Source organism: Nitrosomonas oligotropha (assembly GCF_009833085.1).
GTDB lineage: Bacteria > Pseudomonadota > Gammaproteobacteria > Burkholderiales > Nitrosomonadaceae > Nitrosomonas > Nitrosomonas oligotropha.
This window is the reverse complement of the sequence record NZ_QRBZ01000037.1, coordinates 46,142-69,175: the sequence shown is the minus strand read 5'-3', so window position 1 is coordinate 69,175 and position 23,034 is coordinate 46,142. Positions and strand designations below refer to the sequence as shown.

Sequence of the window (23,034 nt, the reverse complement as noted above, 5' to 3'; positions counted from 1 at the left end):
AACAACCCTGAGATTTCTTACATATAAGGTCTGAATTTATCTTAATTGCTGGTAGTCCGCATCTATGATTTTAGACTATTCTTTGGCTTTCCAGGGAAATTGTTTTTGACTTTCAATGACTTTTCTTGCACGTGGATTTTCTCAGCAATTCCCATCAAAACCTTTGCTTTGCTATGCAATATTAGCGCGCTTCGCAGTCCAAACACGCCAATCTCCATTGATAAATTCGCGCAAACGCCGCCTGAATTAGTGGTAATAGAAATAGGGCAAAAATAAAAGCACGCGACAGCATTTCATTGATTCTACAGAAAATATCTATAGCGCACTTTTATTTCGTTGCAGCGGGATTCAAATAACTGCGGCCTCTTCCTCAAATAGCAGCACCACTTTATCGTTACCGTCGATGTCAACAGTCACTTTACCACCGCTGACTAAACGCCCGAACAACAATTCGTCGGCTAACGCACTGCGAATGGTGTCTTGTATCAACCGTTCCATCGGACGAGCCCCCATGAGCGGATCGAAGCCGTATTTTGCAAGATGATTCCGCAATTTATCCGTGAATGTCGCTTCCACTTTCTTTTCATGTAGCTGAGTTTCCAGCTGAATCAAGAATTTATCGGTTACCTGCAAGATAATTTCCTGATTTAGCGACGCAAACGAAATAATGGCATCAAGCCGATTGCGGAATTCAGGTGTGAAAAGCTTCTTAATATCGACCAATTCATCACCCGCAAACTTCGATTGTGTAAATCCGATGGAGGATTTGGTCAAAGACTCGGCGCCTGCATTGGTGGTCATAATGATAATGACGTTGCGAAAATCAGCTTTACGGCCATTATTGTCTGTCAACGTCCCATAATCCATGACTTGCAGCAGAATATTGAAAACATCCGTATGCGCTTTCTCGATCTCATCAAATAATAGAACCGAATAGGGGTGTTTAATCATCGCTTCAGTCAGCAAACCGCCCTGATCATATCCGACATATCCCGGGGGTGCACCGATCAAGCGCGACACCGCATGACGTTCCATGTATTCAGACATGTCAAAGCGATGCAAATGAATGCCTAATGCATAGGCCAGTTGCCGTGCGACTTCGGTTTTTCCCACCCCAGTTGGACCCGAAAAAAGGAAAGAACCCACCGGTTTCCGTGGGTTACCAAGTCCGCTTCTTGCCATTTTGATCGCGGACGTTAATGCATTGATTGCATTATCCTGCCCAAAAACAACCGCTTTCATATCACGGCCCAGTGTTCTCAGCTTATTGCGATCATTGGTCGAAATATTTTGCGGCGGGATTCGTGCAATTTTCGCGACCACGCTTTCAATTTCACTTTTGCCGATAACTTTACGTTTCTTGGATTTCGGCAATAATCGTTGCGCAGCCCCCGCTTCATCGAGTACATCGATGGCTTTGTCCGGCAAATGCCTATCGTTGATATAGCGTTCCGATAGCTCGGCGGCAGAAACTAATGCACCAGCAGTATATTTGACCTTATGGTGCTGCTCATAGCGCGATTTCAGCCCGCGCAAAATAGCTACTGTTTCATCAACACTAGGCTCATTTACTTCTACTTGTTGAAAACGTCTTGATAATGCATGATCTTTCTCGAAGATCCCGCGATACTCACTGAAAGTGGTAGCGCCAATACATCGTAATTGCCCCGAACTTAAAACCGGCTTCAGCAGATTCGATGCATCCAGAACTCCACCGGATGCAGCGCCTGCGCCGATGAGCGTATGAATTTCATCAATGAATAGAATCGCAGCAGGATTATCAGTGAGTTGTTTTAGCAATGTTTTTAAGCGCTGCTCAAAATCACCACGATATTTGGTACCGGCTAACAATGCTCCCATATCAAGCGCATAAATCTGATGCTTGAGCAGAAGATCAGGCACATCTTCTTCAACAATACGTTTTGCCAAGCCCTCAGCAATTGCTGTTTTTCCAACACCCGCTTCACCAACCAGCAAAGGGTTATTCTTACGGCGACGGCATAGCGTTTGAATAACGCGCTCGATTTCCTTTTCACGCCCGATTAATGGATCGATTTTATTGATAAGCGCCAGATGATTGAGATTCACCGTGTAACTTTCGAGCAATCCACCGGCATTCGATTCGTGCTCTGTCTCTCCTTCGCTCCCGGTTTTAGCATCATTCTCTTGCGGTACTTTCCGGATATTATGCGAGATGTAATTAACCACATCCAAACGCGTCACACCTCGCTGATGCAAGAAATAAACCGCGTGAGAATCCTTTTCACCGAATATTGACACCAGCACATTGGCACCGGTCACTTCTTTTTTCCCCGATGACTGAACATGCAATATGGCGCGTTGTATCACCCGCTGGAAACCCAAGGTCGGTTGCGTGTCAACTTCTTCGCTGCCCTTAATGACCGGGGTATGCCGTGAAATATGATCCAGCAATACCAACCGCAATTCTTCAATATCGACTAAACAAGCATTCAGTACCTCAGCGGCGCTTGCATTATCCAGCATTGCCAGCAACAAATGCTCCACCGTAATGAATTCATAACGTTTTTGCCTGGACTCCACAAACGCCATATGCAAACTGACTTCCAAATCTGGCGCGATCATTTCAGTTTTCCTCCATTACACATCTAAGTGGGTGTTGATTCTTCCTGGCAAATTCAACCACTTGCTTAACTTTTGTACTTGCGATATCACTAGGGTAAATGCCACACACTCCAACTCCCTCCGTATGCACCTTTAACATTATTCGCGTCGCTTGCTCTTGATTCATAGAGAAAAATAGCTTCAACACCTCAATCACAAACTCCATCGGTGTAAAATCATCATTTAATAATAGTATCTTATACAGTGGGGGCAGTTCATGCCTTACCTTATCCTCTGCAAGTTTAACGGCTTCTGTGTTACTTTCCGTCATCACGCTTTCCCTATCTGACTCCAATTATAAATATAATTAGCATAAAAATACTTCCTTCCAGTAATGACATATTTGACGATTACGACAAAATTTTCAAGTCTCTTAAGATAATTACCAAATCCGCAAACATAAATATCCCGTAACCTCTTGACTTTAACCCTGGATTTGCGTAAAACAGCAAATGGCGTTTGACTTCAAGTTTTCAGCGGTACTGGTTTTATCCGTCAATGGTCTTGAAATTCAAATAGTATTAGGGTTTCCGGCCCAGTTTTTTATATAGGAAGTAGAAATGGCAACAGGTACAGTAAAATGGTTCAACGATTCCAAAGGTTTTGGTTTTATTACTCCAGATGACGGCAGTGAAGATTTATTCGCGCACTTCTCAGCAATCAACATGTCCGGATTTAAAACCCTTAAAGAAGGTCAAAAAGTGAGTTTTGATGTCACTCAAGGACCTAAAGGAAAACAAGCCTCTAACATCCAATCCACTTAACTTTTATAAAATACTGGTTTAGGACTTATTGACAATAATAAGGTTTTAGCCTGATAGTAAAATGCCTCTTCCTGTAACGGGAAGAGGCATTTTTTTACCTTCTTTCTCAAATCCTGTCTTTATTAAGACAGATATTTAATCATCGCGTTCCCAAAAGCAGAGCACGAAACTTGCTGAGCGCCCGGCATTAATCGCGCAAAGTCATAGGTGACAATCTTATTCTGAATAGTTGCTTCCATCGCTTTGATAATCATATCGGCCGCTTCCACCCAGCCCAAATGACGCAGCATCATCTCTGCGGATAATATAATCGAACCGGGATTTACCTGATCTTTCCCGGCATATTTAGGCGCAGTGCCATGCGTTGCTTCAAAGATCGCAACAGAATCACTCAAGTTAGCTCCCGGCGCAATGCCGATCCCCCCAACCTGCGCGGCCAGCGCATCAGAAATATAATCACCATTCAGATTTAAAGTAGCCACCACATCATACTCTTCCGGACGCAATAAGATTTGTTGCAAGAAAGCATCCGCAATCACATCTTTAACGATAATTCCGCCCTTGTCCGGCGGCAATTTCATCCATGGACCGCCATCCAGCAACTCTGCTCCGAATTCGGAGGCTGCCACTGCATAACTCCATTTTTTAAATGCGCCCTCGGTAAACTTCATGATATTGCCTTTATGCACCAGTGTTACCGATTTGCGCTGATTGTCTATGGCATACTGAATGGCTTTGCGTACAAAACGTTCCGTACCTTCTCTTGAAACGGGCTTTATACCGATACCGGAGGTCTGAGGAAAACGTATACTCGTTACTCCCATATCTTTAAGCAAGAAATCAATTACTTTCTTAGCAGATTCAGATTCCGCTTCCCATTCAATGCCGGCATAAATATCCTCGGAATTTTCCCGGAAAATGATCATATCCGTTTTTTCCGGACTTTTTACCGGGCTGGGCACGCCGCTAAAATAGCGCACAGGCCGCAAGCAGATATATAAATCGAGCTGCTGACGCAACGCGACGTTAATCGAACGAATACCCCCGCCTACCGGAGTTGTGAGCGGACCTTTAATGGAAACCACGAACTCTTTTGCGGCTTGTAAAGTTTCATCCGGTAACCACACATCCGGTCCATACACTTGCGTTGCTTTCTCACCTGCATAAATTTCCATCCATGAAATCTTGCGTTTCCCTCCATAGGCCTTTTCAACCGTAGAATCAACAACTTTCTTCATTACTGGAGTAATATCAATACCGATCCCGTCACCTTCAATAAAAGGAATGATTGGATTATCAGGTACTTTCAACAAACCATCGGTACTGATGCGAATTTTTTCTCCATTACTGGGTATCTTTATATGCTGATACATAGCATCTCCAAGTATTCAAATACAATTTATAATGAGCCAATTATCGGGGATTTTTTATGCAAAACTATATGACCGCCCTATCTCAGCCGCACCGCAAGAAATCTTCTCACTGTTACACTGGAATGGACTTAAACTCGATGAGCATTATACGTTATAAACAGGATGCCTTTCCATGACAGACAATATCAGCAAAACCTATTATTAATGCTGACCATCCGAATCAGCACCAAAACTGAAGTCAGCAAAATCAATCAATTACCAAAATCACCTCATGTGATTTATTCTCTACAATGAATTTACATCTTCTCATACCCGATCTATTCTGGCCTGATGCATTGCAGCAAAACATTTATGATGAATTATCAACGCGTCACCTGGAAACACTGTTATCAAAAAGCATCTCTTCGACAAATCCAATACACGAAATGGAAGCTTGGCTGTGCCAACAATTTAATATCGCACAACAACAAAATAACTGGCCTATTGCACCGATCATGCTGCACACCGATGCGCCTGACCTGGCAAAAGCCAGTAAAGATTTCTGGATGCGTGCCGATCCTGTTCACCTTCGCATTGAACAAAATCATATCATGCTCGCTGATAGCCAAGCTTTCCAGATCTCCGAAGAAGAAGCCAATGAATTGACACAAGATATCAATCATAATTTCAGTCATGATGGCTTCACTTTCTCGTCATTACGACCGGACCGGTGGTACATACGCTTACCCGCAATGACAGAAATGCACACGCATACGCTTAGCCAGGTTACTTGTAAAAACATCAATAATTTCTTGCCATCCGGTGCCGACAGTATTCTATGGCATAAAATTTTCAATGAAATTCAAATGTTGTTGCATGAGCACCCGGTCAATCAAGCGCGAGAATCGCATGGTGAATTGACCATCAATAGCATCTGGCTATGGGGTGGCGGAAACATGCCGCAATTTGTCCGATCGCCTTATTCGCATGTGTGGAGTAATAATGACTTTCCTCGCGCATTAGCACTCGCCAATGGCACAAGCCATTCAAGGCTACCGACCGATGCGGACGAATGGCTCATGACGGGACCCACTGGCGATCATCTTGTCGTATTGGATTCATTGCGAGGAAAAGCTCAATACAGAAATGCTTATGACTGGCGTGAAACACTTAAGGTTATGGAGCAAAACTGGTTCGCTCCTTTACATACCGCATTAAAGGAAGGAAAAATCAATCAATTGACCATCACGGCGCTCAATGAGATTTCATCCAGAGACTTTTCGCTGACACGCTCCGATTTATGGAAATTCTGGCGCATAACCAAACCGCTTTCTATCCACAGTAGAAAACACTAGCCGGATTATGAACAAACAGTATCGCGATATCTTTACAGCCAATCCCTTTATCAAGCACTTCAGCTAACAAGAATAAGGAATTACCGTGCAAAAAACTTCTTTATTTAATAGCGTTAAGCCTTATTTGGCCATCAGCATTGCATTCACGCTGGCTGTTACCCTAGCCGCTGGCCCATACTTGATCGCCGAAATCGAACCGCACTGGCAAACTGCATTATGGTTTTCATTAATCTTCATGATGTTGGTTACAATCATTCAGATAGCACGCACAGAAAAAAATACACGGAATCTTTCCGATCAGCTTTCTATCAGCAAGGAAAGGCTAGGTAATGAGATCAAGCACCGGTTATGGGCGGAAAAAACCGCTTCCGAGAATAAAGTAAAATCGCAATTTATCGATGAAAACATCCCGGTCATGCTGGCTTATTTTAATAACGATCTGCGTTGCCGCTACCATAACCGGATTTTCCGCCGCTGGTTCGGACTAAAACCCGACCAGATCGATGGCCGGTATTTAAAGGAATTTTCAAATGAAGAATTTTTCTCCGATATCCAAAACCGTATTGAAGAAATCTTAGCCGGGAAAACCATACATAACGAACGTGTCCTTAAATCCACCAAAGGGTTTCCTTATATTTTCACGGAACAATACCTTCCGCACCTTGATAATAAAGGCAAAACGATCGGCTTCTATACATTGCACACGCCTCGGGCGCAAGAAAAAACCCGTGCTTCATCAAAAAGCATCAAAGACGAAAATGCAGTGAAAGCGGAACCGAAGAAATCCGATCCAGTACCTGTTAAGAAAGAAGCCAGCCCTCAGCCCAGCGCACAAACGCCTAAACAGCAGGGCGTAACCGCGGCGCGCATCGCTCAGGCCATTGAAGGCGGGGAATTTAATTTATATTGCCAGAAAATAATTCCCATCAAGCCTTCTGTTTCTTCGTCCTCCCATTACGAAATTCTGATCCGTATGCACGAGGAAGAAAATAATCTCATGCCCCCGGGCTCGTTCCTGCCGCTTGTCGATCAATTCAAGATGATGCCTAAACTGGATCGTTGGATTATTAATCACATTATCCACTGGCTGTCGGATCACCCTAATGCCAATTCGGTATTTTATTTGAATGTTGCCAAAGACTCTCTGAATGACCAGGCCTTCCCCGGTTTCATTCAGGATTTATTAAAAAGAACGGGAGTTCCTGCTTCCAGCCTTTGTTTTGAAGTTGAAATTTCCGATGCGGAAACCCTTACCAATGACACGTGCACATTTACCAATAAAATTCGTGAATTAGGGTGCCTGGTGTCACTATGCAGCTTCAATGAAACTCCGGAATCATTCAGTCTGCTCGATAAGATCAAAGTCGATTATCTGAAAATTGACGGGAGCATTGTTTGCAACATACTGCGCGATGAGGAAGACTTAGCCAGAATAATCAGCATTAACGAATTTGCCACTAAAGCCGGTACTCAAACCATCGCTGAGCTCGTTGAAACCGATGACATCACGGCAAAGCTGCGGGAAATTGGCGTGGACTATGCGCAAGGATTTGGTATTGCTAAGCCGCATCCGTTCAATGATCTTGAATCGGTTGCTTAGCGCTGTAAGCATTGAAAAAACGCATTGATAAAAAACAAAAGGCGCAATTCATTGTAATTGCGCCTTTTGTTTTTAGATTCTAAAAATCACAAAGCCTTAACCAGACTCTCCACAACTTTCTTGGCATCGCCAAAAATCATCATGGTTTTATCCATATAGAACAGATCATTATCGAGCCCAGCATAACCGACCGCCATACTGCGCTTAACCACCATAACGGTGCGCGCTTTATGCGCATCCAATATCGGCATGCCATAAATCGGGCTGCCCGCAACATAAGCCGCAGGATTCACCACATCATTCGCGCCCAATACCAAAACCACATCGGTATTCGAGAAGTCACTGTTGATTTCTTCCATTTCCTGCACTTGTTCGTAAGGAATCTCAGCTTCCGCGAGTAACACGTTCATATGACCCGGCATACGTCCGGCTACCGGATGTATGGCAAAGCGCACATTGACGCCTTTTTCATGTAACTTTTCAGCCAATTCTTTCACCGCATGCTGCGCCCTGGCAACTGCCAGACCGTAACCCGGCACGATAATCACGCTATCGGCATTTCCCATCAGGAAAGCTGCGTCGTCGGCGCTACCGCTACGGTAGGTTTTTTGCTCGCCATTATCCGCTACCGCAGTACCGCCATCACTGCCAAATCCTCCCAAGATGACCGACAAGAACGGACGGTTCATCGCTTTACACATGATATACGAGAGAATCGCACCCGAACTGCCCACTAACGATCCGGCGATGATCAGCATTGGGTTACCCAACGAGAAGCCGATACCTGCCGCAGCCCAGCCTGAGTATGAATTCAACATGGAAATCACCACCGGCATATCCGCGCCACCGATTGGAATGATAATCAGGAATCCCAGCACAAATGCAATTGCGGTCATGGCAATAAATGCGGTCCAATTGGTCGTTTCACTGAAGAAGAACCATAAACCGCAGCCGACCATCGCAAGCGCCAGCAACAAATTAACCGCATGCTGACCGCTAAATACGATCGGCGTGCCGCTCATACGCCCTGACAGTTTTAAGAATGCAATGACAGAGCCCGACCATGTCATTGCGCCGATAAACGTGCCCAAAAACAGTTCCAGCTTACTGCCCGCAGGCAATACCTCGGGCAATCCGAACGAAACCGGATTATTGACTGCCGCAATCGCGATAAAAACTGCCGCCAAACCAACCAGTGAGTGCATGAATGCAACCAGCTCGGGCATTGCGGTCATTTGCACGCGTTGCGCCACGATTGCACCGATCACACCACCCACAGCGATACAACCTAAAATCAAAATCCAGTTTTGCGTCAGCGTCAGTGTTGTGGCGACAGCAATGGTCATGCCAATCATGCCGAAAAGATTGCCACGGCGCGCAGACTCAGGCGAGCTTAACCCCTTTAACGCCAGTATGAAGAATACCGAAGCTACTAAATATGCAAGTGCAACCAGATTTGCTGACATTTAGGCGTTTCCTTTTTTATCTTTTTTCTTGAACATTTCCAGCATGCGCTGACTTACCAGAAACCCGCCGAATACATTAATCGCAGCCAATGTAACCGCTGCGGCACCCAGCCAGACACCCCAGTCCGTTTCCATAGGGCCTGCCGCTAACATAGCGCCGACTAAAATAATGCCGGAAACGGCGTTGGTTACCGACATGAGCGGGGTATGCAACGCCGGTGTGACATTCCACACTACATGGTAGCCAACAAAAATGGCCAGCACAAAGACCGTTAAATTGACAATCACTGGATCGACTTCACCAATCATGATTACTCCTTTAAAATTCGTTAACCGTACGTTTTCGATGCAGCAACTGACCTAGCGTCATTTTCCAAGTTTGCCGCAGATTATGATTTAACAGCGATTTCACCACCGCTGCAAAGCAATGTTCCTGCAATAATCTCATCCGCACGATCTATTTTTAATTCACCACTTTCCTGATCTAACATCAGGTTAAGAAAATTCATCAAGTTTCGCGCATATAATGTACTAGCATCCGCAGCCACTAAACCTGGAATATTTGCAATGCCGATCAGATGCACGCCATGTTTGACTACAGTCTGATTCAATTCCGATAACGGACAATTACCACCCGCTTCCACCGCCATATCGACGATCACAGAACCCGGTTTCATCGACTGAACGGTTTCTTCCTTGATCAAGACCGGCGCAGGGCGTCCTGGAATTAGCGCGGTAGTGATAATGATGTCCGCTGCGATCGCGCGTTCATGCACCAATTCACCTTGGCGGCGTTTGTAATCGTCCGACATCTCGGTTGCATAGCCGCCCGCTGTCTCAGCCTTGGCTTTTTCTTCATCGCTGAGCGGCACTTCCACAAACTTGGCGCCCAAACTTTCCACTTGTTCTTTCACTGCCGGGCGCACATCAAAAGCTTCAACCACAGCTCCCAATCTTTTCGCCGTTGCAATCGCTTGCAAACCGGCAACCCCCGCCCCCAAAATCAATACCCGCGCTGCTTTGACAGTACCCGCAGCGGTCATCAACATGGGAAAGAATCTTTGATACACGTTGGCCGCCATGATCACCGCTTTATAGCCTGCAATGTTGGCCTGCGATGACAAAACATCCATATTTTGCGCGCGCGAAATGCGTGGCAGTTTCTCCATCGCAAATGCGGTCAACCCATGCTGCGTCAGCGCATCGACACTTTCCTTATGATGCGGCGTCAATAACCCCAACAATACCGCATCCTTGCGTATCATGGCTAGCTCGGCGGATTCCGGGCCACGCACTTTGAGTACAATTTGCGCTTGCGCATACAACTCAGCCGCGTCTGCGACAATCGTCGCACCGGCTTCCTGATAGGCCGAATCCGGTATACTCGCTCCCGCTCCAGCGCCTGATTGCACTGAAACCTTATGAACACCCTTGGCAGTATATTTTTTCACGGTCTCCGGTGTAGCTGCTACACGCGTTTCTCCGCCGCGAATCTCTGCTGGTATGCCTATATGCATTGATAATCTCCCTTTTCTTGCCAACCTGCTTGCAAATAAAAACTAAAATTGTGCTTAATTTTTTAATGAATTGCGGATTATAAATCAATTTGCACGCAATGCCATTAATTGGATCAGGAAAAACTTGATATGACTTGATTCTTTGACGGCTCACCCGGTTTATTGTAGTGATAATGACAACACATGAAGCGTACAGCGCAGCGGATGTAACCGGCCGCTCCGCCACTTATACTCACTGCATTTTTCTTAGGCTGCCAGCACAACAATAACAATAAGCGGTTTTGCCGCTAAGCTCACTCACCCATTTTGCTGAATTCGTTTTCCAATTGTTGTGTAATCCGCTCCAGCAAGGGCGGGATCTTCGTCAGTAACGATTCCGCGTCGGACCAGTTATTATTGACACCCGCGGTCTCAAGCGCTTCGCATAAATCGGCAAAACCCGCGGCACCGATGGTTCTGGCCGAAGATTTCAATTTATGCCCTAAGCGGCCCAGCGCCAGCAAATCTTTTTCAGCCTGCGCGGCTTTCATTTCCACTAACGTGTCATTGGCTACTTCGATAAATTTGAGGCCGAATTTACGCACCAGCGCTGCGTTGTTATGAAACATCTGGCTCATCACGGAAATATCAACCGCTAACGGCGCATCCAGATCCGATCCTGCTTCGACTTGTTTTATCACTTTCGTCATACTCCGGTTTTTAAACAACGGTCGATCCAGCGGCTGGTCAGTTTCTCTTGCACCGTATTCTGCCGCAAGCGCGTTGCAAGTCCGGGGAAATCGACCTGATCCAATGGCTGATCCTGATTAAAGCAGGAGAATACATAGGTAATTTTTCCAGTCTCAGGATCTTCATGCGGTTGCAGGCACTGCGCGCAGATTTCCTTCATCATGCACTGCATCGGCGAGTTGATCGAACCGATCGCAAAATGATCCGCTTTCAAGTAAGGCTTCAACTGATGATGACGTGCAACTCCGACCGCCGCCATCATGCGATCCGAACCGATCGCAATAATATGATCGGCATCGGACAAGGCTACCGGCTGCGCACCCAGCTCACCGCTGGCATACGCCACCATGGCCTGGACGATATTCCCGACATAGCTTTTGTCTTGCGGGCGCGTCGCCGTAAAACCCGGCGCTTCATCGCAGCACCATACCACGATGTCAGCCGCAGCTTCAATTTCCGCCACTTTGTAACGGTCGACCAGTTTTTTGTAACCGGCGAAATACAGCACTTTCGATCCGGCTGCGCGTGCCGCCGCGCCAATGGAGAACAGCACCGCATTGCCTAAACCGCCGCCCACCAGCACCACGGTTTCATGGGATGGAATTTCTGTCGGTGTTCCCGTTGGTCCCATCAGCACAACCGGCTCACCCGGTTTCAGCATCGCGCACAGATCGGAAGACCCACCCATTTCCAGAACAATAAGCGAAACCAGCCCGCGTTCAATGTCCACCGAAGCTCCCGTCAATGCAAGACCTTCCATTGCCAGCCGGGTATTTTCGGCCTGTGTCGCCAGCGTGGCGAAATTCTGGAAGCGGTAAAACTGACCCGGTTGAAAATGTTCTGCCGCCATCGGCGCATGCACAACCACTTCGATAATATTCGGCGCAAGCCTTTCCACTTTGTGAACCATTGCCCGCAGCCGATTGTTCAAATTTGCGAAGAATTGTCCGGCGGGTTGATCCAATGACGGTTTGATCCGCTCCAGTACCCGGCTTACCACCGGATAACCTTGTTTGGCGCTGGACATCGCTTTCACGACATTGCCCGAATAAGAAGGATGCAAATCGCCAAAGAAACTGATGAAACGGCCATCTTGCCCATCCTTGTAACGGCTCAGCAATACCGACGGATAGTCCGGTTTGGGATTGGCGTACGTCGGCTTGATCGGATGACCTTCTTCATCGCAAGCACTGAAGTAGCGTCCATCGAGTTGATAGATCTTTTCATCTTCGCGCGCCAGTACCGTATTGGGCTGTGTTCCCGCAGCAACGAGCAAAGCGCGCGCCGGTAACTCAACCTTGCCGGCATCCTGCCACTGCCCCGCTTCATCGCGTTTCTGTACGGCAAATTGCACCGACTGGGTATGTCCCCAAGCATCAATGTTAACCCGCGTTGGCGTCATTCCCTCGGCAAACCAGATTCCTTCTTCCAGCGCTTTTTCCACCTCTTCATGGTTCAACGTATAGGAAGGACTGTCGATCAAGCGCTTGCGGTAGGCAATGGTTGCACCACCCCAGGATTGCAGCAGAGGGATGATCCGCGGCGTGCGTTTTTCCTGTCCGGCCGCCGCGCGTTCGGCGCGAATGGCACGGGCATGCGCGAGAAATTCCTCGGCAATTTGCTGTTCTTCCTCATCCCATACGGCGCGGATTGCCGCTTCTCCCTGCACTGCCGTTAGAATTTCATAGCGCTGCAAGAATTTTTCCACCTGTACCGGATAATACGCCAGTGCTTCCGTTGCGGTATCGATCGCGGTCAAACCGCCGCCAATCACCACCACCGGCAAGCGTAACTGCATATTTGCAATGGAATCGCTTTGCCCGGCTCCTGTCAGTTGCAGTCCCATCAGAAAATCCGATGCCGCCCGTACGCCGCGCGCCAATCCATTCGGCAAGTCCAGCACGGTCGGCCGTCCGGCACCCGCAGCCAAGGCTACATGATCGAATCCCATGGCAAAAGCATCATCGGTCGTCAATGTGCCGCCAAAACGCACGCCGCCGAACAATGCGAATTCTTCCCGGCGTTCCAGTAACAAGCGGATCAATTTCAGAAAGTTTTTATTCCAGCGCACGGTAATGCCGTATTCCGCCACCCCGCCGAAACCGCCCGGCATACGTTGATCCAGATTTTCTTCCAGCGTACTGGCAAGGCGGATCGCTTGGAATGGCACACGCTCGCCCTTCTGGTTAACACCCGAGATATCTCCCGGTAGGGGTTCGATCTTAAGTCCGTCAATGCCGACGACGGTGTGCCCTTCATTCATTAAATGATGCGCCAGCGTGTAACCGGCCGGCCCCATGCCCACCACCAGAACCTTGCGCCCAGACGCCGGTTTCGGTACCGGACGGTGCAGATTCAAAGGATTCCAACGCGTCAGCAGACTATAAATCTCAAATCCCCACGGCAGCGCCAATACGTCCTTCAACGTGCGGGTCTCAGCTTGGGGAATATCGACCGGCTCTTGCTTCTGATAAATGCAGGATTTCATGCAATCGTTGCAGATCCGGTGACCGGTACCGGCGCACATCGGGTTATCCAGCGTAATCATGGCCAAACTACCCACCGCAACGCCCTGCGATTTGAGTTTTTGAAACTCCGAAATACGTTCTTCCAGCGGACAACCCGCCAGCAATGCACCCAGTTCGCTACGTTTGAACGCGGCTGGCTCATCCGGAGACTTGGATTTTTGTATCAATCCCTTGGAACACGAATCCTTGCCCTGCTCATGGCACCAGATGCAGTAATTGGTTTCATCGAGCGCACCCATCAGATCGGTGCCGTTATCGGTCAATGCAAACCCATTGCGTTCACGCAAATGCTCAAGCCGGTGCATCGTATAACCGGCCGAATCGTCCGTTTGCAGCGACAACAGATGCTGAAAATCCAGCTTTGCGGGTGATTTGAACAAAATACCCTGCTGCGTATGCTGCTGGCCTGCCGGTGTGCGTAGCGCCCAGGCGGCATAGTGCAACGCCTTGTTCAAACGCGCTTCGTTTTCTGCCTCCGCGTCCATCCACTGCGTTACTTTGGTGGCAAAAGCCAGCTCTGAGAAAGCCTCACCGAATTCCGCCGCCAGTTCTTTTTCCAGCGCCAAGCCATCAATGCCCGCCAGCTCTTCATCGCTCACTTTGCTTTTGGCGCGGCGCTGAACAAATTGCCGCTTACAAAAATACAGCGGCGCCAATTCATGATGCCGCGCTGCCAATTGCTGCACTTCGGTCTCGACGTTGAACAACCGGGCAATGAAATCTTCCAGCCAAGGTGCGATCTCGATCAATAAAGCGGATTCGTCTTTTGGCAGCAAATCATCTGGATGCGCGCGCGCAATCTCTAACTTGCTGTACAGCGCTTCATCGCCGGTGCGAAGAAAATCCAGAAATACTTGGTCCAGCTTGACCAAGCCGCTACGCCGGTAAAAATCGGCTATGGTAAAGCCAAAACTAAAATTTAACGTATCAGCGATTTTTCCCGTTTGAGTGTGCAACGTTGCATCCATTTTTGTCATATTCTTAATCAATTAGTCTCTTATTACTCAATTTTATACGAATGTACTTCCAGCCGGTGTTTGGTTATTGTCCGAAGCCCTGATGGTTTAGAATCGCTCATCGATTGTTTTTTCATGTTTCGCTAGCCATTCGGTAAACTCACCGCCGGGCATCGGTCTTGCAATAAAGAATCCTTGAATTTCATCACATCCGAGCTCTACCGCCAGTTGGTAATCTGTTTCGGCTTCAATGCCTTCCACCACGACATTCAAACCAAGCGCCTTACCCAATTTTATACTCGACTCCAGAATGGCGCGAGTTGCCGGATCTTTTGCCGCGCCATGCGCGAAAATCCGATCGACCTTGAGTTCGGTAAAGGGCATGTGTTTGAGCGTTTCCATCGATGAGTAGCCGATGCCAAAATCATCGATAGCCAATCCGAACCCTTTCAACCTAAGCCGCGTCAGAATATCCAGGGATTGCGCAAAATCCTTTCCCAGCTTGCCTTCGGTAATTTCCAATGTTATCCGGTCAATCGGCACATAACACTCGCGCACAGCCGTCTCATAAATTTCCGGCAAATTAAACCGGTCCAGATTTTCCATTGAAACATTGACGGAAATTTTTAAATCAAACCCTTCCTGCAACCACAAATCCAGTTGTTGCGCGGACTTTCTCAACACATCGCAAGTAAAGTCATTAATCAATCCACTTTGCTCAATGACGGGTATGAAGCTATCCGGAGAAACATATCCGTATTGCGCATGGCGCCACCGTGCCAGACATTCGACACTGGTAACACGGCGGCTGGAAACGGCGATTTTAGGTTGATAAAATAAATCAATTTGATCCGCCGCCAAAGCCTGCTGGATCTCTTCCACCGTAAAAATCTGCCGTATCCGGGCAGGATCGGGGCGCCTCGGGATGGGGATCGATAGTTGCGCTAAAATGGCTGCCAGCGAACCGACCGTCACCGGTTTAGCCAATGTGCCAATGACATTCAATCCGCGCACGGAAGCCAAGCGTTCCGTTGCCTTGAGCAAATCGGAATTAACGCCGGAAAATAACACGATCTTACCGCTGTAATATTGATCCGCTATAGTGCGCAAAAACTCAATGCCATCCATACCCGGCATTTCAATGTCACAAATCAGCAAGTCAATTGCAGAGACTTGCGCGGACATAACAAACAAGCCGGCCTTGCCATCCTCGGCAACCAGCACTTCGCTGACACCCAGATCCCTGAGCAAATGACTGACAAATTCAAGCATAAATCTGTCATCATCGAGCACCAGCACACGTATCGGCTTTTCGTTGTTCATCCAGAAATTTAATTAATACTCAATCGGATGCCGCCGATTCAGCAAGAAAAAACCATTCATTTTTTATCTTTTGGCGCTCATGAAATCTGTACGTCCGGCTTTGGCATCAACCACTTTAATAGCGTATTGACCAATCGTTCTGGATCAATTGGTTTTGTCAAAAAATCATTCATCCCCGCGCTTTGGCATAAATCCTTGTGATGCTGATCCGCGTTGGCTGTTACTGCAATGATCAAAGTATCCGGACACTGCGGGTTGGCGCGGATTAATTGCGTGGCTTCCAAGCCATCCATCACGGGCATTTGAATGTCCATCAGCACACAGTCGAAGGGGGATTTACTCAACATCTCCAATGCTTCTTTTCCATGATTGGCTATCGCTACAGTCGCGCCATTATATTCCAGCAAGCCTTTTGCAACTTGCTGGTTTAACTCGTTATCTTCCACCACCAGGATAGTAAATCCCTTCAGTTTTTTATCTTGTTCTTTTATTAAATTCATACTGTTAGCTTGATTTAATATTTTCCTTGCGCGTCCAGCCCGATGGATTCCAGCCGATATTCTACCTGTATCTGCGAATTTATCGCATACTTGATTTGATATCACTCGGAAATACGCACCACGGCCGCAACACATCTCTCCCGAATCTACGGGAAAAAGCACGGCAATATTAAACACAAGTTCAGTTTTATTTTCGTTCGGATCCCACAGCGGCCATCATGCAAACATTCGTTTTCGCGAATTTATGCCGACCCCTCAGCAGGTAAAATCATACCGGCAGCCACTGTGTTGTTGCTGCTTTCATCAATGATAATGAAGCATCCGGTAGCGCGATTACCGGCATAATCGTCGCACACCAGCGGTAATTGCACTTTCAGTCCGACATACGCGATGTCATTCATTTTCAACGCACTCGCCGTTTCCTGCGCCATCGTATTGACATCGACGCGATAATCAATCCGGCTGATAACGGATTTAACAACACGCGTCGTTTGTTTAATCAGATATTTCCGGTTTAGATCCAGCGGCTGCTCGGAAAGCCAGCACAGCATCGCGTCAAACGCCTTGGTAACCTGCGGGGTATCGCCTGTCTTCACCAGCATATCGCCACGGGAAATATCCAAATGATCCTCAATGGTCAATGTGACCGATTGCGGTGCAAAGGCTTCATCAACCGGCCCCTCGTACACGAGAATTTCCTTAATACGTGAACTCAGACCGGATGGAAGCACCGTCACGGCATCGCCCGTCCGCACCGAACCCGATTCGATACGCCCCATGTAACCGCGAAAGTCGTGCAATTCCTTCGTTTGCGGGCGGCACACCCATTGCACCGGAAAGCGGAAATCTTCACGGTTGATATCGTCCTCGATGGATACCGTCTCAAGCAGGTCCATCAAGGTTGAGCCTTGATACCAGTTGAGATGATCGCCGCGTTCCACCACCATATCGCCATTCAGCGCCGACATCGGAATATAGGCGATGTTACGCAGATTAAGCTTCTCGGCAAAAACGCTAAACTCTTTGCGAATCTTGTCGAAAACCGCTTGCGAATAATCTACCAGATCCATTTTGTTGATGGCCACGACCAGATGCGGAATTCCCACTAAGCTGGCCAAATAGGCGTGACGGCGCGATTGTGTCAGTACGCCTTTACGCGCATCGATCAGAATGATCGCCAGATTCGCTGTCGACGCGCCGGTGACCATATTGCGGGTATATTGTTCATGCCCGGGCGTATCGGCGATGATGAATTTGCGTTTGAGCGTGGCGAAATAGCGGTACGCCACATCGATGGTAATCCCTTGCTCGCGTTCGGCCTGCAATCCATCAGTCAGTAACGATAAATCGACACCTTCGGCGCCGCGTTTGCGCGTTGTATTGGTAATGGAAGTTAACTGATCTTCAAAAATAGACTTTGAGTCATGCAGTAAACGGCCAATCAATGTGCTTTTACCGTCGTCCACGCTGCCAGCGGTAATAAAACGCAATAATCCGGTTTGGTCAAAGGAAATTTTCTCAGCCGCCGACATTTGGAAACCTTTTGGTAATTCGTAACACCACGAAGTATAGAAAAAATTATTAAGAATGGATTGATGCGCGCAGCCCGCTAGAACTCACAACGCATTCATTTGCTAGAAATATCCTTCTTTCTTGCGCAATTCCATCGATGCATCCGACGTTTGGTCGTCCATGCGCGTCGCGCCGCGTTCGGTAATCCGCGTCATCGCTGTTTCCACAATGACTTCATTGACATTGGCCGCATTCGATTCCACCGGGCAGGTACAGCTCATGTCGCCCACGGTGCGGAAACGCACCACGATATGTTCGGTTTTCTCGCCCGCCTGCGGCTGCACCAGATGAGAAACCGGCAGCAGACCAGCGGCACGGCGGATCACTTCGCGCGTATGGGCAAAATAAATCTCCGGCACTTCCAATTGCTCGCGGGCGATATATTCCCAGACATCGAGTTCCGTCCAATTGCTGATCGGAAATACCCGGATATTTTCTCCCGGATGCGTGCGGGTATTGTAAATATCCCATAATTCCGGACGCTGATTTTTCGGATCCCACTGGCCGAATTCATCGCGGAAAGAAAAAATCCGCTCTTTGGCACGGGCTTTTTCCTCATCGCGGCGCGCGCCGCCGATACACGCATCGAATTTGAATTCCGCGATGGCGTCCAGCAGTGTCACCGACTGAAAAGCATTACGGCTTTGCGTTTCCGAACGCAACACCACCCGGCCTTTTTTAATCGAATCCTCCATGCTGCGCACGATCAACCGCTCGCCCAATTCCTTCACGCGATGGTCGCGAAACGCGATCACTTCTGGAAAGTTATGCCCGGTATCGATATGCATCAGTGGAAATGGAAAGCGGCCGGGACGGAAGGCCTTCTCAGCCAGACGTAATAAAACAATCGAATCCTTACCGCCGGAAAACAGCAGAACCGGGTTAGCGCATTCCGCCGCAACTTCACGCATGATATGAATCGCTTCGCTTTCAAGCGCATCGAGATGGCTAAAAGGATGGTTACTCATTTTCTTTCTCTCAACAGACTCGGCATGCTCAGTTAAGCTGATTCCAACCGGACTGAGACGGTTTACGACGATGGCGAATCAAACAAATCGCAGATGTTATTTTATGGGTACAACCTTGCCGCTGTGCAATCCGCATTCTTTGGTTTCCGGCGCTTCCCACCACCAGCGCCCGGAGCGGATGTCTTCTCCCGGCGTAATGGCGCGGGTGCAGGGCGCGCAGCCGATACTGGGATAAAACTTGTCATGCAGTTTGTTATAAGGCACGTCATAGTGTTTGAGATATTCCCAGACTTCCGCATTGGACCATTCCAGTAACGGATTGACCTTCTGCATGCGATTGTCCATGTCGTAAGCCGATACTTTCAAATTCGACCGGGTCGACGCTTGTTCGCTTCTGATTCCGGTGATCCAGGCGCGTTTACCCTGCAAGGCGCGGCGCAACGGTTCGACTTTACGGATATGGCAACATGCCTTGCGCAACTCGATACTGTCATAAAACCCATTGACGCCATGCTCCGCGACATACGCTTCAACTTGTTTTACATTGGGGAAATAGATACGCAACGGCGTTTTATACCGCTCCCGCACGACTTGCATCAAATCATAAGTCTCTTGCGGCAAGCGGCCGGTGTCCAGACTGAACATATCGATAGCGAACTGATAGCGGTCAATGATGTCGGTCAAGACCATATCTTCCGCGCCCAGGCTGTTAGCAAAAGTAACCGGCGCAAAATCATGGATTGTTTCGGTCAGAACCGCAACAACCTGCTCGATTTTTTGTTGCACATCACTCATTAGCTGGATGCCGCTTCATTTGCTTTGCGCTGCACGCGCCGGAACAGCGGCAGTTTTTGATCAAACGAAGTTTGATACACTTCGGAAAAATCGCTCAAACCTTTTATTACATCTTCAATTTTCCGGTCCGGGCGCGGCGCAAACGCGTCAAAACCCACGCGCTGCAAATAAAACAACTGATCGCGCAGTACATCGCCAATCGCACGCAATTCTCCGCTATACCCTAAGCGTGCACGCAGATTGAAGGCGATCGAGTAACCGCGGCCATCCGAGAATTTCGGAAAATCAACCGCAATCACGGAAAATTTTTCTATATCGCCTTTCAATTCTTCAGGCCGCTCATCGCTGGCCAGCCATACACCGATTTCCTTGCGATCCTGCAATGCTGCGCGTTGCGCCTGCCATACTTTCAGCGGCACAATGACCTTACCGGCTGCAACAATAACGCTTTCCGGTGTTTCTTGTTCCTGCAACCGCAATACTGTCCAATCGTCCGCGACAATCGCTTTATTTTTGATAATCATGTTCATTAAAACCTGGGGGAATAATAAGGCACATCATATTGCGCGGGCAGCACAACATGTTTGTCGGCGGCTTCGTCTTCCTGCGCGGCGAAATCAGTCGCATACACATGTTCTTTGAACGGTGCATGGCCAACACGGCGCACCGTGTCGATAAAGCTCTCGGCTTCGAAACGTTCACGCAGATAGACATGAATCAAACGCTCAATGACTTCCGGTACTTGATGAAAAGTAAAGGACGGGCCGATAATTTTGCTGATCGAGCTGTCGTTACCTTCCGCGCCGCCGATCGATACTTGATACCATTCGTCGTGGTCTTTCTTCTCCACACCGGTGATACCGATATTGCCGATGTGGTGCTGCCCGCAGGCATTGACGCAGCCTGAAATATTCAGCGTAATTTCACCGATATCGTACAGATAATCCAGATTCTCAAAGCGCTCGGCAATCAACTTCGCCAGCGGAATCGAGCGTGCGTTGGCCAGCGTGCAAAATTCCGCGCCCGGGCAACTGATAATATCCGTCAGCATACCGATATTGGGCGTCGTCAACTCTTGAGCGGAAGCCTCTTGCCACAGACTGATCAAATCTTTTTGCCGGACATCCGCCAATACCAGATTTTGTTTATGCGTGATGCGCAACTCACCGAAACTGTAGCGATCCGCCAGATCCGCAACAAAATCCATTTGCTCGGCAGTGGCATCGCCGGGTGCATTACCCGTTTTTTTCAATGACAATACCACAATCGCATAACCGGGAATCCGGTGCGGCTTGACGTTGCGCGATAACCAGTTCGAGAACGAGCGGCTGTCCGCTTTGAATTCATTTAGCTTCGAATCATGATCGGGTAATGTTTCATACGCCGGATCGGCAAAGAACGATGCGACCCGGTTGATTTCCTCGCTGGTTAGCGTGCCGGGACCGTCCTTCAGATCCGCCCAGTCGGCTTCGACCTGACGTCTGAATTCATCGATTCCCAGCGCTTTGACCAGAATCTTGATACGCGCTTTGTATTTATTGTCACGACGGCCATATTGGTTATATATCCGCAAAATGGATTCGACATACGTCAGAATATGCTGCCATGGCACAAATTCACAGATTACACTGCCGATAATCGGTGTCCGTCCCAAACCGCCGCCCACCACAACCCGGAAGCCAACTTCGCCTTGCGCATTTTTGATAGCCGCCAATCCAATATCGTGCGCATAAATGGCTGCACGGTCTTCTTTACCACCGCTGATGGCGATCTTGAATTTGCGCGGCAAATAGGCAAATTCCGGATGAAACGTGCTCCATTGACGCAAAATTTCGGCATACGGACGCGGATCCACCACTTCATCCTGCGCAACGCCGGCAAATTCATCCAATGTGATGTTACGAACACAGTTGCCGGAGGTTTGAATGCCGTGCATTTGCACCGACGCCAAATCGGCGAGGATATCGGGTGTATCCTGCAATTTGAGCCAATTGAACTGAATGTTCTGACGCGTGGTGAAATGACCGTAGCCGCGATCATACTTACGCGCAATATGCGCAAACATGCGCATCTGCTGCGAAGAAATCAGGCCATAGGGCACCGCAATCCGTAGCATGTAACCATGTATTTGCATGTACAAACCGTTTTGCAGCCGCAACGGCAAAAACTCCTGTTCGGTCAATTCGCCGGAAAGACGGCGGCGCACCTGATCACGGTACTGCCTGACACGTTCATCCACTATTTGCTGATCATATTCATCATAGCGATACATCGTTAATTTCCCCGCCTATTCATTCAAAGATACCCAATGGATTATGCCTTTAGGATTCGTGCGTATACCGTTTCGACACCGGCAGCAATAAGGCCGCATCCAATGGAAATTTGGCGCCATACTTCATGATATGGTCCACATCATCGTCTTCATCATGCCGCAATGCCATGCCGATATAGGCATGCTCACCGCTTTCACCCACCACGATACCGATCCGTCCGCCACAACCATTGAACCATGTTACTTGTTTCGGTTTATTCTCAATATTTGTACTCATTAATCGATCCTTGTTTCATTAATGGGAAATTGCCGAGACCTGCCAATGAATCAGCAATCCGCCACCCCAGCCGTTCACCTGTCATTCTGATGAGCGGAACAGCTTCTGCGCTTCTATTAAAATTTTTTGAACACACCGCAATCGTATTGATCAGCCGTTACCGGCAGTTAGCCGTTTCTGTCCATATTTTTACTACTGGAGCTTAGCGTAATTTGTTATTTTATCAAAAAACCAAGCGCAATCGCCTGTAACTTGTCACGGCAATCAATTCTAGTGTGTATGATAAATGAAACTGATCAGAGAACCTGACAGAATAAATCTTGCAACTGCATTTTTCCCTTTTAACCGCATGGCATGATATCAATACCTATTTATAAATCAAAATAATATTATATTAGATATATATCACCATTTTCT

At 48.0% G+C, this 23,034-nt stretch carries 19 protein-coding genes; 3 read left to right on the top strand and 16 right to left on the bottom strand.

The window, feature by feature from the left end; all coding sequences use genetic code 11:
• Positions 1–348: 348 nt before the first annotated feature.
• Entirely contained in the window at positions 349–2,604 is a 2,256-nt protein-coding gene (clpA, locus tag ABD07_RS12350) for an ATP-dependent Clp protease ATP-binding subunit ClpA (protein ID WP_160818532.1), read from the bottom strand.
• 1 nt (position 2,605) lies between these two features.
• Positions 2,606–2,914: an ATP-dependent Clp protease adapter ClpS gene (gene clpS / locus ABD07_RS12345; protein ID WP_160818531.1), complete on the bottom strand. Its 309-nt coding sequence runs from the start codon at positions 2,912–2,914 to the stop codon at positions 2,606–2,608.
• A gap of 289 nt (positions 2,915–3,203) precedes the next feature.
• On the opposite strand from clpS, the gene ABD07_RS12340 reads away from it, so the two are divergent.
• Positions 3,204–3,407, top strand: a complete 204-nt coding sequence (locus tag ABD07_RS12340) for a cold-shock protein (RefSeq protein WP_108698144.1) — start codon at positions 3,204–3,206, stop codon at positions 3,405–3,407.
• Between the two features lie 122 nt (positions 3,408–3,529).
• On the opposite strand, the gene icd is transcribed toward ABD07_RS12340, so the two are convergent.
• Entirely contained in the window at positions 3,530–4,780 is a 1,251-nt protein-coding gene (icd, locus tag ABD07_RS12335; RefSeq protein WP_160818530.1) for an NADP-dependent isocitrate dehydrogenase, read from the bottom strand.
• 290 nt (positions 4,781–5,070) lie between these two features.
• Between icd and ABD07_RS12330 the strand changes: the two genes are divergently transcribed.
• Both ABD07_RS12330 and ABD07_RS12325 read left to right on the top strand, forming a co-directional pair.
• On the top strand, positions 5,071–6,114 hold the full coding sequence (locus tag ABD07_RS12330) for a phosphoglycerate mutase (RefSeq protein ID WP_160818529.1): 1,044 nt from the start codon (positions 5,071–5,073) through the stop codon (positions 6,112–6,114).
• An 85-nt stretch (positions 6,115–6,199) separates the two neighbouring features.
• Positions 6,200–7,714 (top strand): EAL domain-containing protein, encoded by a 1,515-nt coding sequence (locus ABD07_RS12325; protein ID WP_160818528.1) that lies wholly within the window; start codon positions 6,200–6,202, stop codon positions 7,712–7,714.
• Between the two features lie 86 nt (positions 7,715–7,800).
• Here the strand turns inward: ABD07_RS12325 and ABD07_RS12320 are convergent, their stop codons facing one another.
• The 13 genes from ABD07_RS12320 to ABD07_RS12260 form a co-directional block, all read right to left on the bottom strand.
• A complete protein-coding gene (locus tag ABD07_RS12320) occupies positions 7,801–9,180 on the bottom strand; it encodes an NAD(P)(+) transhydrogenase (Re/Si-specific) subunit beta (protein ID WP_160818527.1) in 1,380 nt (459 codons plus the stop codon).
• On the bottom strand, positions 9,181–9,489 hold the full coding sequence (locus tag ABD07_RS12315) for an NAD(P) transhydrogenase subunit alpha part 2 (protein WP_160818526.1): 309 nt from the start codon (positions 9,487–9,489) through the stop codon (positions 9,181–9,183).
• A gap of 80 nt (positions 9,490–9,569) precedes the next feature.
• Positions 9,570–10,697: a Re/Si-specific NAD(P)(+) transhydrogenase subunit alpha gene (locus tag ABD07_RS12310; RefSeq protein WP_108698138.1), complete on the bottom strand. Its 1,128-nt coding sequence runs from the start codon at positions 10,695–10,697 to the stop codon at positions 9,570–9,572.
• Positions 10,698–10,990: 293 nt separating this feature from the next.
• The gene (locus ABD07_RS12305; RefSeq protein WP_160818525.1) at positions 10,991–11,386 is read right to left on the bottom strand and encodes an Hpt domain-containing protein; all 396 of its coding nucleotides are present in this window, start codon (positions 11,384–11,386) and stop codon (positions 10,991–10,993) included.
• Positions 11,383–14,922, bottom strand: a complete 3,540-nt coding sequence (locus ABD07_RS12300; RefSeq protein ID WP_420813534.1) for an FAD-dependent oxidoreductase — start codon at positions 14,920–14,922, stop codon at positions 11,383–11,385. The genes ABD07_RS12305 and ABD07_RS12300 overlap by 4 nt, the downstream gene beginning before the upstream one ends.
• Positions 14,923–15,018: 96 nt before the next feature.
• Complete coding sequence (locus tag ABD07_RS12295; protein ID WP_108698135.1) at positions 15,019–16,233, bottom strand: EAL domain-containing response regulator; 1,215 nt, start codon at positions 16,231–16,233, stop codon at positions 15,019–15,021.
• Between the two features lie 77 nt (positions 16,234–16,310).
• On the bottom strand, positions 16,311–16,910 hold the full coding sequence (locus ABD07_RS12290; protein WP_338040591.1) for a response regulator: 600 nt from the start codon (positions 16,908–16,910) through the stop codon (positions 16,311–16,313).
• Positions 16,911–16,975: 65 nt separating this feature from the next.
• Complete coding sequence (gene cysN / locus ABD07_RS12285; protein ID WP_160818523.1) at positions 16,976–18,265, bottom strand: sulfate adenylyltransferase subunit CysN; 1,290 nt, start codon at positions 18,263–18,265, stop codon at positions 16,976–16,978.
• Between the two features lie 102 nt (positions 18,266–18,367).
• Positions 18,368–19,315, bottom strand: coding sequence for a sulfate adenylyltransferase subunit CysD (cysD, locus tag ABD07_RS12280; RefSeq protein ID WP_338040592.1), 948 nt, complete (start codon positions 19,313–19,315; stop codon positions 18,368–18,370).
• A 54-nt stretch (positions 19,316–19,369) separates the two neighbouring features.
• Positions 19,370–20,068, bottom strand: a complete 699-nt coding sequence (locus ABD07_RS12275) for a phosphoadenylyl-sulfate reductase (protein WP_160818521.1) — start codon at positions 20,066–20,068, stop codon at positions 19,370–19,372.
• Complete coding sequence (locus tag ABD07_RS12270; protein WP_205010693.1) at positions 20,068–20,592, bottom strand: DUF934 domain-containing protein; 525 nt, start codon at positions 20,590–20,592, stop codon at positions 20,068–20,070. The genes ABD07_RS12275 and ABD07_RS12270 overlap by 1 nt, the downstream gene beginning before the upstream one ends.
• A 5-nt stretch (positions 20,593–20,597) precedes the next feature.
• A complete protein-coding gene (locus ABD07_RS12265) occupies positions 20,598–22,340 on the bottom strand; it encodes a nitrite/sulfite reductase (protein WP_160818519.1) in 1,743 nt (580 codons plus the stop codon).
• A 49-nt stretch (positions 22,341–22,389) separates the two neighbouring features.
• Positions 22,390–22,617, bottom strand: a complete 228-nt coding sequence (locus ABD07_RS12260; protein ID WP_108698128.1) for a hypothetical protein — start codon at positions 22,615–22,617, stop codon at positions 22,390–22,392.
• Positions 22,618–23,034 lie beyond the last annotated feature (417 nt).